At 64.0% G+C, this 10,596-nt stretch carries 9 protein-coding genes and 1 tRNA gene; 8 read left to right on the top strand and 2 right to left on the bottom strand.

Annotated elements, in window-relative coordinates; translation table 11 throughout:
• Window positions 1–39: 39 nt before the first annotated feature.
• From DTJ15_RS00365 to DTJ15_RS00355, 3 genes are read left to right on the top strand one after another with little or no spacing between them, the layout of a single operon-like run.
• Complete coding sequence (locus DTJ15_RS00365) at window positions 40–1,446, top strand: anthranilate synthase component I family protein (protein WP_249109190.1); 1,407 nt, start codon at window positions 40–42, stop codon at window positions 1,444–1,446.
• A 3-nt stretch (window positions 1,447–1,449) separates the two neighbouring features.
• A complete protein-coding gene (locus DTJ15_RS00360; RefSeq protein WP_249109189.1) occupies window positions 1,450–2,271 on the top strand; it encodes an aminotransferase class IV in 822 nt (273 codons plus the stop codon).
• Window positions 2,272–2,323: 52 nt separating this feature from the next.
• Window positions 2,324–4,465 (top strand): S9 family peptidase, encoded by a 2,142-nt coding sequence (locus DTJ15_RS00355; protein WP_249109597.1) that lies wholly within the window; start codon window positions 2,324–2,326, stop codon window positions 4,463–4,465.
• 66 nt (window positions 4,466–4,531) lie between these two features.
• On the opposite strand, the gene DTJ15_RS00350 is transcribed toward DTJ15_RS00355, so the two are convergent.
• Entirely contained in the window at window positions 4,532–4,993 is a 462-nt protein-coding gene (locus DTJ15_RS00350) for a hypothetical protein (RefSeq protein WP_081562513.1), read from the bottom strand.
• Between the two features lie 185 nt (window positions 4,994–5,178).
• Here DTJ15_RS00350 and ykgO point away from each other — a divergent pair, with 185 nt between their 5' ends.
• On the top strand, window positions 5,179–5,304 hold the full coding sequence (gene ykgO, locus DTJ15_RS00345) for a type B 50S ribosomal protein L36 (RefSeq protein WP_043561915.1): 126 nt from the start codon (window positions 5,179–5,181) through the stop codon (window positions 5,302–5,304).
• Between the two features lie 27 nt (window positions 5,305–5,331).
• Window positions 5,332–6,078 carry a tetratricopeptide repeat protein gene (locus DTJ15_RS00340; protein WP_081562514.1) on the top strand — a complete coding sequence of 249 codons (747 nt, stop codon included), beginning with the start codon at window positions 5,332–5,334 and terminating at the stop codon, window positions 6,076–6,078.
• A gap of 10 nt (window positions 6,079–6,088) precedes the next feature.
• Here the strand turns inward: DTJ15_RS00340 and DTJ15_RS00335 are convergent, their stop codons facing one another.
• A complete protein-coding gene (locus DTJ15_RS00335) occupies window positions 6,089–8,338 on the bottom strand; it encodes a primosomal protein N' (RefSeq protein WP_249109188.1) in 2,250 nt (749 codons plus the stop codon).
• Window positions 8,339–8,372: 34 nt separating this feature from the next.
• Here DTJ15_RS00335 and DTJ15_RS00330 point away from each other — a divergent pair, with 34 nt between their 5' ends.
• From DTJ15_RS00330 to DTJ15_RS00320, 3 genes are all read left to right on the top strand, one after another.
• Complete coding sequence (locus tag DTJ15_RS00330; protein WP_227656450.1) at window positions 8,373–9,377, top strand: tyrosine recombinase XerC; 1,005 nt, start codon at window positions 8,373–8,375, stop codon at window positions 9,375–9,377.
• Window positions 9,378–9,440: 63 nt separating this feature from the next.
• Window positions 9,441–10,391, top strand: coding sequence for a retroviral-like aspartic protease family protein (locus DTJ15_RS00325; protein WP_052349223.1), 951 nt, complete (start codon window positions 9,441–9,443; stop codon window positions 10,389–10,391).
• Between the two features lie 121 nt (window positions 10,392–10,512).
• Window positions 10,513–10,589, top strand: a tRNA-Asp gene (locus tag DTJ15_RS00320).
• Window positions 10,590–10,596 lie beyond the last annotated feature (7 nt).

Raw genomic sequence — 10,596 nt, 5'->3', positions numbered from 1 at the left:
TAAATGGTCAGTGATCGAGCATAACCCATTCTACCTCAGGTGCCTAGTTCCTCCCCACCCGCCCTGCTGCAACGTGACCGGATACCCCGCCCCTCCCCCATGCCTTTTTCTCCTCCTCTTCCTGCCCCCCACATCACGGAACTGCCATGGTGCCCCCCGGAGCGGCTCTTCCCCCTCTGCCGGGAGGGAGGCGCATCCGTCTTTCTCGATAGCGGCGGCCCGGCAGAACAGGAACGGCATCGCTGGAGCTTCCTCTGTCCCCGTCCGGCCGGACGGCTCACCCTGCCCCTGGCGGAGATGCACCATCTCCCGCAGCATCTGCGGGCCTTTCTGGCCGCCCATGCACCGGCGGGCCGCCCTTCCCCCCATCTGCCGGAACTTCCCTTCACCGGCGGCGTGATCGGCCTGCTCAGCTATGAGGCCGGCATGGCCCGTGAGGGCCTCACCTCCCGCCACGCAACGGGCTGCCCCGCCTTCACTGCACTGGCCTGCCGGGACCTGTTCATTTTCGACAGGCGGGAGCAGAGGCTCTGGTGGGCCAGTGCGGACGGCACCCCACCACCGGGCCAGCCCGCCACCACGGCCAGACCGGACCACCCGGGGCCGTCTCTCACCCCCGTGGCCGAACAGGATGCCGCCACGTGGCAGGCTGCCGTCCGGACCGTGCAGGAGTACATTGCGGCCGGAGACATCTTTCAGGCCAACCTGACAATGCGCTGGGTCGCCCCCCGCCCGGAGACGCTCGATCTGCACGCCCTCTACAATCAGCTCCGCACTCGCTGCCCGGCCCCCTTCGGGGCCTGGTTCCACACGCCGGACTTCACGCTGCTCAGTGCCTCAGTCGAACGCTTTCTTTCACTGGACCGTCAGGGACGCATCGAGACACGGCCCATCAAGGGCACCTGCCCCGTCAGTGATGATCCCCAGCAGAATGACGCCCTGAAAGAGGCCCTCCACAGGGATGAGAAAGAGCTGGCCGAGAACCTGATGATCACCGACCTCATGCGCCACGACATCGGCAGGGTCTGTCAGCTGGGCAGTGTGGATGTTCCGCAGCTTTTTGCCGTGGAACGGTTCGCTCACGTTCACCATCTCGTCTCCAGCGTGACGGGGCAGCTTCAAAGGAACCATGATGCCGCCGACCTTCTGGCAGCCACGATTCCCCCCGGTTCCGTCACCGGAGCCCCGAAATACCGGGCCATGCAGATCATTGATGAGGTCGAGTCTTCTGCCAGAGGAGCCTATTGCGGCACGCTTTTCCGGCTGGGCTGGGATGGTGCGCTGGACAGTTCCGTCATCATCCGCAGCATCAGCGCCACAGCCAGCCATTTGCAGGTAGGAGCCGGTGGGGGCATCACCTACCCTTCACATCCAGAGCGGGAATATGAGGAAATGTGCCTCAAGGCCGCTCCCCTGCTGGCCGTCCTGCGTGACCATGGAGCCTGATGCATGGCACCCACACCCTGCCCCTTTCTCTGGCTCAATGACCAGCTGCTCCCGGCGGACAGTCCAGCCATCATGGCACAGGACCGTGGTTTTCTGCTGGGTGATGGGCTTTTTGAAACCATGCAGCTTCGCCACGGGGCTGCCCCCCGGCTGGAAGCCCATCTGGCACGGCTGGAAGATGGCTGCCATACCCTGCGCCTGCCCTTTCCCGGACGGGACACGATCCGGCAGGCCCTGCCCCACCTGATGGCTGCCAACAGCCTGACGGATGGTTCCGCCCGCCTGACCCTCACACGAGGCCCCGGCCCAAGAGGGCTGGCTCCGCCTGTCAGACCACACACCACGCTGCTCATCACGACAGCCCCACCGCCAGAACAGTCCGCCACCCCCGTCCGGCTGCATGTCAGCACGCAGCGACGGGACAGGCAGGCCGTGCTGAACCGGGTGAAGTCCCTCAACGCCCTGCCCGCCATCCTTGCCCGCATGGAAGCACGGGAAAAAGGGGCCGATGATGCCCTCTGGCTCACCCACGAGGGTGAGATTGCCGAAGCCACAGCCGCCAGCTTTCTGGCCCTGCTGGATGGGCAGATCGTCACGCCACCCCTCTCCGCCGGAATCCTGCCCGGAATCTCCCGGGGCCGCCTGCTCGCTGCCGGTCTCTGCACGGAACGCCTCCTGACGGAAGCCGACATTCCCAAGTTCCAGGGGGCCTGGCTCATCACGGCCCTGAGCCTGACCCCGGTCGCCGCCATAGGGACGCAGGCGCTGCCACTTCAGCCGGAACAGACGGGCCGGCTGCGGCATTTTCTTTATGACGCCTCATGACGTCTCCATCTGGACCATTGAATCCCTCCCGATCAACCGCCACATCTCCCCCATGACTGCTGACAAACACACCACTCCCGCCCTGCCCAAGGCCCCCGTGGCCCGGCGCAATCCCGTCGTGCTGGAACAGCTCGGCCGCACCCGTACGGATTCCTACGCATGGATGAAGGACGAAAACTGGCAGAAGGTCCTGCGGGACCCGTCCGTCCTGCGGGATGACATACACTCCCATCTGAAACAGGAAAACGCCTATACGGAGGCCGTCCTCGCCGGAACGGTGCCGCTTCAGGAAGACCTCTTCAAGGAGATGGTCGGCCGCATTCCTCCGGCAGAAGAGTCCGTGCCGCTGCCTGACGGGCCGTGGCTGTACGGCCTGCGCTTCGAGAAGGACGCCCAGTACCCGCTCCATGTCCGCCGCCCCCGCAAGGCCGGGGCCAGCGAGGCCGACGGACCAGAAGAAATCCTGCTGGACGTGAACGAACTGGCCGCCCGGCACAGCTTCTACAGCCTCGCCCAGGCCGCCCACACAGAGGACCACCGTTATTACGTCTATGCCGAGGACGTGCAGGGGTCGGAAGTCTACCGGATTCAGGTCAAGGACCTTGCCACGGGTGAACTCTGCGCCCCCGCCGTGGAAAGCAGCACGGGCAGCTTCACCCTCTCCCCCGACAGCCAGCATCTCTTCTGGATCTACCGGGACGACAATGGTCGCCCCTCCCGCATCTATCGCCGCCCGCTTCTGGGTGGTGAGGACACGCTCATCTTTGACGAAACCAACCCCGGCTTCTTCCTCAGCATCGGTGTCAGTGCCTCCCGGAAATGGATCGCCATTGAAAGGGGTGACCATGACACGAACGAGACCCTGCTCATCCCTGCCTCAGACCCGACGGCCATGCCCAAAGTCGCTGCACCGCTGGTGCGGGGGGAACGCTACAGCCTGACCCACTGGCAGGACCGCTTCATCGTCCTGACCAACGCAGGCGGGGCCGTGGACTTCAAGCTGATGACGGCCCCGGAAGCCACGCCGGACCGTGCCCACTGGCAGGAGTTCCTGCCCCATGAGGAAGGCCATTTCCTCCTCGGTGTCAGTGCCGGGAAGGACCATCTGGCCTGGCTGGAGCGGCGCAACGGCAATACGGAAATCTTCACCCTCAGCCGTGAGGACGCCGACAGGGGCGACATCCGCCGCCATGCCCGCCATATCAGCATGGACGAACCCGCCTATACGCTCAGCCTGCTGGGCGTGCTGGAATATGACCAGCCCTTCCTGCGCTACATCTACCAGTCCCCCACGACCCCGGCGCACTGGTATGATTATGACATGCGGACAGGGGAGAAAAACCTCCGCAAGGTGCGGGAGGTTCCCTCGGGCCACGACCCTGCCGCCTATGAAACACGCCGCCTGTTCGCCCGGGCTGATGATGGCGCCATGGTGCCCGTCACCCTGCTGATGAAGAAGGGGACGAAGCTGGATGGGCAGAATCCCATGCTGCTGTACGGCTATGGTTCCTACGGCATCTCCATGGAGGCCAGCTTCTCCACCACCGCCCTCAGCCTCGTGGACCGTGGCGTGATCCATGCCACGGCCCACGTGCGGGGTGGCAGTGAAAAGGGCTGGAACTGGTTCCTTGAAGGGCGGGCAACCAAAAAGACCAACAGCTTCACCGACTTCATCAGCTGTGCCCGGCACCTGATTGCCGAAGGCTACACCGCCCCCCGCCGCATCGTGGCGCATGGGGGCTCGGCAGGCGGGCTGCTGATGGGAGCCGTTGCCAACATGGCACCGGAGCTGTTTGCCGGTATCGCCGCACAGGTACCGTTCGTGGACATGCTGAACACCATGTCGGACGTCTCCCTGCCGCTTACGCCGCCGGAATGGCCGGAATGGGGTAACCCGCTGACGGACCCGGAGGCTTACGACCTCATCGCCAGCTATTCTCCCTATGACAATATCCGCCCCGTCTCCTACCCGGCCATTCTGGCCCTGGGAGGGTTGTCCGACCCACGGGTGACCTACTGGGAGCCTGCCAAATGGATCGCCCGCCTGCGGGAAGAGGCACGGGGAGGGCCCTTCCTCTGCCAGATCAACATGGAGGCAGGACACGGTGGCTCCTCAGGCCGTTTTGCCCGCCTGAAGGAAGTGGCTCTCGTGCAGGCCTTCGCCCTCTGGAGCCTGAAACAGGCAGAAAACTGACCTCCTGAAAGAAAAGCCCCTGCTCCTTTTACGGAACAGGGGCTTTTTCCTGGCGGTCCCGCCCACTTACTGGAGATCGTCGCCCTGATCTTCCGAATCGAGTTCAGAGAGCTGGTTACATATCTTGCCCAGCCGTGCATTCTGCCCGGCAACCCCACCCCCACAGGCCGTGCGTGCATCCCGGCCGCAGCTGGCAATCACGCTCTCCATGTCCGATTCCAGAACATCCCGTAGAAGACCGACATCGAAGCTGCGCTGGGCCGTTTCCTCGTCATCCAGCTGCTTCTGCACCTTGCGCATCTCATCCAGGGTCTTCAGGCACTGGTTGCCCGCCGAATTCGGGCTGACCCGCAGAACAGCAAGGATATTGTTCACCACGACGCCCTTGGCATTCACGGCTGGGTCGTCATCATCCGTTCGGGCCGCACCCCCTGCCCAGGCCTGGCTGGCCAGACAGAGGCTCCCCAGGAAAAGAACCGGCACGAGCTTGCGGAAACATGAAGGACGAAAAGATGGAAACTGGCTCATGCCGGGCAGCATAATCTGAAAAGGATCAGGAAGAAATGGGGTTTTGGCCGCCACAACCTTGACTCACCCCCAAAGGACAGGGTATGCGGACGCCAAGTTTCGCGGGCGTCTCAGCCCTGCATTATGAGAGCCGCTGTCCGGAAGGGCAGGCAGGCCTGTCTTTTCTGTCGGGGAGCCTGAACATCATGAAGATCCGTAACAGCCTGAAGTCCGCCAAGGTTCGTGACAAGAACTGCCGTGTCGTGCGTCGTCGCGGCCGCGTGTATGTCATCAACAAGCAGAACCCGCGCATGAAGGCCCGTCAGGGCTGAGCTGACAGACGGATGGGACGGTGCGGCATGTCCACGGCTCCGCTGCGCCGCCCTGTCTTTCATGCTCTGAAGCGTGAAGCCCCCTCGGGGGGGCTGAAGCCTCCCGCTTTTCGGCTGGGGGCTTTTTTTATGGCGGCGGCCTGTCTACTCTACAGTGCAGGGCCAGCGGCCATGGCAGCCACCGCTCCGGCCCACAAGCCAGTGCAGGGCCAGCCCCATGCAGCAATACCCGCACCCGACTCCAAAAACAGCCTTCATGTTCCACCGCCCCCAAAGCCGCACAGCCCGAGCCTGAAAGAAAAGCTGGAACAGACCGAGCAGGCCATTGCCAGCGAACAGGATGACCAGAAGGCCCACAGCCTGATGAAAAAGGCTGACACGCTACGCCTCTACAGTGTCAAGAACAGTGGCCGCATCCTGCTCAGCGAGGCACAGGATGAACTCAAACAGGGCCATACAGGTGACGCTGAAAAAGACCTCTCCGCGGCTCTGACCCTCCAGCCCGACAACGCCTTCCTCCGCCGCCAGCGGGCTGCCGTCCGCTTTCTCGGCAATGATCTGACAGGAGCCGTGCAGGACCTTCAGGTGGCGCTGGTGCATGACCCTGGCGATGCCCAGAGCTGGGACATTCTGGCCCACACGCAGGAACATCTCCATCATCCCCATCAGGCCCTCCATGCCTATACCGAGGCCCTGACACACGCCCCCCTGCTCCCGGACGGACAGAAACGCTACCGGCAGCTGGAACAGCAGGCCAACGGCATCCCGGACTGACCTTTCCCGGTTACATGAAAGACACCGGGTCCACGTCCACGTCGATGCGGGCATCATTCTTGCGGGGCGCACCGTCCAACCACCGCCTCAGCAGGGGCTGAAGGGCGATGTCCCGCCGGGTCCGCAGGAGAAGACGGTACCGGTACCGGTCCCGCAACAGGGCCAGAGGGGCCGGAGCCGGCCCCAGAACCTGAATCCCCTCCCCCCGTGGGGCGTGCATGGCCAGCAGGCGGGCCAGCTCCTCCGCCTGCCGCTCCTTCGGCGCACTGACGATCACGGCAGCAAGACGCCCGTAAGGAGGCCAGAATCCCGGACGACGCTGGGCGGCCTCCTGCTCCATGAAGCTGATGAAGTCATTGGCCAGCAGGGCCTTCATCACCGGGTGATCACCCGCATAACTTTGCAGCATCACCTGCCCCGGCTTCGTGCCACGCCCTGCACGCCCCGCCACCTGATGCAGCAGCTGCATGGTCCGTTCCGCTGCCCGCAGGTCACCTCCACCCAGTCCGAGGTCCGCATCCACCACCCCAACCAGCGTCAGGTCCGGGAAGTGCCAGCCCTTGGCCACGACCTGCGTGCCGATGATGAGGTCCACCTCCCGGCTGGCGATTTTCCGCACGGCCTCTTCCATGGCCGTGGGTGAGGTCAGCGTATCGGAGGCCATGCTCAGCAGCCGTGCATCCGGGAAGCGGGCCTGCGCCTCCTCATGGATGCGCTCCACCCCCGGGCCGATCGGCACGAGACTGTCCTGCGCCCCGCAGGATGGACAGGCACTGACAAGTGGCTGGGTGTATTCACAGTGATGACAGGCCAGAATCCGGCGGCGCCTGTGCTCCACCATCCACGCTGAACAGTGAGGGCATTGCAGGCGGTGCCCACAGGCCCGGCACAGCGTCATCGGTGCATAACCACGCCGGTTCAGAAACAGCATGCTCTGCTCTCCGGCCTTCATCCGCTCTTCAATGCTCTCACAGAGCAGAGGGGATAGAAACTGCCCCCGCTCCGGGCCATGCTCCTTCATGTCGATCAGGGTGATCTCCGGCATCCGGGCCGTTCCATGCCGAGCCTCCAGCACCTCATGACGGAAGCGCCCCTTCTGCACATTGACGAGCGTCTCCATGGACGGTGTGGCGGAGACGAGAATGACCGCCCCCTGCACCAGCCTCGCCCGCACGATGGCCATGTCCCGCCCGTGATAGAGAACGCCTTCTTCCTGCTTGTAGGTGTTCTCGTGTTCCTCATCGACCACCACAAGCCCGAGACGGGCAAAAGGCAGGAACAGGGCAGAGCGTGCCCCCACGACAACCTGCTGCCGCCCCTCGGCAATGGCGCACCATGTCTCCCGCCGTGTCTTCTGCCCCAGCTCGGAATGCCAGACGGCAGGCCGGATGCCGAAGCGCCGTTCAAAACGGTCCGTCCACTGGGCCGTCAGGACGATCTCCGGCAGCAGCACCAGTACCTGCCTGCCCTGCCTCAGGCACGCTGCCACAGCCTCGAAATAGACCTCCGTCTTGCCGGACCCCGTCACCCCCTCCAGCAGCGTGACATTGAAGGTCCGCTCCTCCACGCCGGCCACCAGGGCCTCCGCCGCCTCGGCCTGCTCTGCGGAAAGGGTCGGCGGGGCATGGTCCGGGTCCGCCTGTCCGGCAGGGGATGGTACCTCCATGAGGCACTCTTCCAGCACCCCTGCATTGGCCAGACCCCGGATCACCGCCGCACTGGCCCCGCTCTGCGCCGCCAGCATCGCCGTGGTGCCGGGACCACCCTGTTCCAGAGCCTCCAGAACGGCCCTGCGGGCCGGGGTCAGACGCAGCGTGTCCGGCAGGGGGCCGGGTTTCCGCATCCAGCCCATGAGGGGTTTCATGCTGCCCGCCTGCGCCGGAACCCGCAGGGCAATGGCCAGCACCATGCCCGGCGCACTCAGGCCATAGGCCGCCACCCAGTCGATGAACTGGCGGAGATCATCCGGGAGGGGCGGTACATGTTCCAGCACGGCCGAGATGGGACGCAGTTTTGCAAAAGCGAACGTTTTCCCTCTGGAGACCGGACGGAAATCGACAGGAAGATGGGCTGGCTCGCCGTCCCACACACAACCTGTCAGCTCCTGCCGCCCCAGCGGCACACGCACCAGCGTTCCCGGTGCCAGAAGCCTGTCGGACCGATAATCCAGCGGGCCATCGAAGGGACGGGGCACCAGAACGGAAAGACGATGACCGGCTTCCATTCTCCTGCTATGGGGAGGGAGGCTGTTTTCTGCCATGTCTTCATCCTAACCTCTCCGGCAGGGAAATACCATGCGCCTTCCATTTGGAAGCCCCCCCTCCAGCGCCATGACCATTCATACGGCCCATGAGGCCCTCACGGCCTGGCAGGACTGGCTGACCCATGAGAAAAGAGCCAGCAAGGCCACACGGACAGCCTATCTGCACGATGTCTCCCTCGCTCTCGGTTTCTTCAGCCGCCACTTTGGTGGGGACCTGCCGCTGGAAGCGCTGGACAAGCTGACACTGGCTGATTTCCGCTCATGGCTGGCCCATGAAACGAACCGGGCCGAAAAGATGGCCCGCCTCCATCCTGGCAGCCGTCACACGCCAGATGGCCACGCCCGCAGCCGGGCCCGCCGCATCTCCGCTCTGCGGGCCTTTTACCGCTATCTGGAAAAAGAACACCGCATCACCAATCCGGCCCTCACCCTCCTGCGCAGCCCCCGGCTGAAAACCCGCCTCCCCCGCCCTCTGACGCCGGAAACCGCACGCACGGCCCCGGACGGTATTGCCGACCAGACAGCCGATGGCCATTTTGCCCTGCGGGATGCCGCCCTGTTCACCCTGCTATATGGCACGGGCCTGCGCATCAGCGAGGGACTGTCCCTCAATGTCGGTGACGTGGAGCGGATCAGCGATGACATTCTGTTTGTCACAGGCAAGGGAGGGAAGGAAAGAGCCGTGCCTGTCCTGCCCGCCGTCCGGGATGCTCTGGGACGCTGGCTGGCCGTCCATCCCTCACCCCATGCCAGTGCACCGCTTTTCTGCGGCGTACGGGGTGGACGCCTCAATCCGGGTGTGGCCCAACGGGCCATGCGGCAATGGCGCCTGATGGAAGGACTGCCCGATTCTGCCACCCCCCACGCCCTGCGCCATGCCTTCGCCTCCCACCTGCTCCAGAATGGAGCAGACCTGCGGGCGATTCAGGAACTTCTGGGTCATGCCAGCCTGTCCAGCACACAGATATACACGCTGGCAGACGAACATCACCTCATGGAGGTCTGGCAGAAGGCCCATCCCCGGGCCGACCGTTGACAGCTCCTTCCTGATCCAGACTGACCTTTCATTGCCGACCTCTTCGGACAGACCCATCATCCCATGACGACGCACGCTTCCCGTTTCCTCCCTTTCCTCACCGGCATCATTCTGGCATTTGGCAGTTCCTTCATGGCGTCTTCTGCGGCTCTGGCCTCCAGCCCCGAACCGGCCTGCCGCCAGACCCACATCACCACGCTGCCCCTCAAGGAAACAGGCTATTACCTGACGACCGTGGCGCAGATTCATGGCCATTCCCTCTCCATGATCGTGGATACAGGGTCCGAGGGCAGCCTGCTGACACCAGATGCCATCACCCACCTGCATCTCACCCCCAATGAGGAAGATGCCACCATCATCTCCGGGCCGGACGGACGGGGGCATGTGGTGCCGACCATCCAGCTGGCGACCATCACGCTTGGACAGCTCACCTATCACCATCCTGTCCTGCCTTTGGGCACCCTGCCGGGATTCCCCGCCATACAGCCCCCTGTGCTGGGGCTGATCGGCATGGACCTGCTCGGCCATTATGATCTGGACCTCGACCTGCCCCATCACCGGCTCAGCCTGTGGGACATCCATACCGGGTCCCTCCTCTGCCGCCAGCCGCCTTTCTGGTCCACACCGGGGCAGCGGCTTGTCGCCCAACGCATCCGCAACCGGTTCTTCATCCCCTTCACGCTGGATGGTCAGAAAGGGCTGGCGCTGATCGACAGCGGGGCCCGCTCCCACATCATCAGCCGGGACTTCGTCCACAGGCTCGGCATCACGAAAGAGCAGCTGGACCGGGACCCCGGCGGGACCAGCGCAGGCATTGGCGACAGGGAGCACCGCTATCACTGGCACCGTTTCAACCGCCTCACCCTTGGCGGGCAGACCCAGCTGCACCCGGTCCTCACCGTCACTTCCCTGCATGAACAGGCCGACATGCTCCTCGGAGCCGACTGGCTGATCCATCATCAGCTCTGGCTCTCGGCAGGGCCGGAGGGGGCCGTTTTCATACACGCCCCCTGAAATGGAATTTTCATGAAGAAAAACGTAAAAAAGTGATATTTCTCTATTGCCAACAACACCGTATCCCGCTAGATAGACGCCATCCCAAGGGAACGACGCTTTTACAGAAAAGCTGAAGACTGCGGGTGTAGCTCAGTTGGTTAGAGCGCCGGCCTGTCACGCCGGAGGTCGCGGGTTCGAGCCCCGTCACTCGCGCCACTCTTTT

Source organism: Parasaccharibacter sp. TMW 2.1891, from assembly GCF_023337675.1.
Classification (GTDB): Bacteria; Pseudomonadota; Alphaproteobacteria; order Acetobacterales; family Acetobacteraceae; genus Bombella; species Bombella apis.
Note: the sequence above shows the minus strand (reverse complement) of the source record. Positions and strands in the feature narration are given on the sequence as shown.

What these genes read in the sequence shown, in the direction of transcription:
- DTJ15_RS00360 (WP_249109189.1), top strand. Translation starts at nt 1,450, where the DNA reads ATGGCACCCACACCCTGCCCCTTTCTCTGGCTCAATGACCAGCTGCTC.
- DTJ15_RS00355 (WP_249109597.1), top strand. Translation starts at nt 2,324, where the DNA reads ATGACTGCTGACAAACACACCACTCCCGCCCTGCCCAAGGCCCCCGTG.
- DTJ15_RS00350 (WP_081562513.1), bottom strand. Translation starts at nt 4,993, where the DNA reads ATGAGCCAGTTTCCATCTTTTCGTCCTTCATGTTTCCGCAAGCTCGTG.
- ykgO (WP_043561915.1), top strand. Translation starts at nt 5,179, where the DNA reads ATGAAGATCCGTAACAGCCTGAAGTCCGCCAAGGTTCGTGACAAGAAC.
- DTJ15_RS00340 (WP_081562514.1), top strand. Translation starts at nt 5,332, where the DNA reads ATGTCCACGGCTCCGCTGCGCCGCCCTGTCTTTCATGCTCTGAAGCGT.
- DTJ15_RS00335 (WP_249109188.1), bottom strand. Translation starts at nt 8,338, where the DNA reads ATGGCAGAAAACAGCCTCCCTCCCCATAGCAGGAGAATGGAAGCCGGT.
- DTJ15_RS00330 (WP_227656450.1), top strand. Translation starts at nt 8,373, where the DNA reads ATGCGCCTTCCATTTGGAAGCCCCCCCTCCAGCGCCATGACCATTCAT.
- DTJ15_RS00325 (WP_052349223.1), top strand. Translation starts at nt 9,441, where the DNA reads ATGACGACGCACGCTTCCCGTTTCCTCCCTTTCCTCACCGGCATCATT.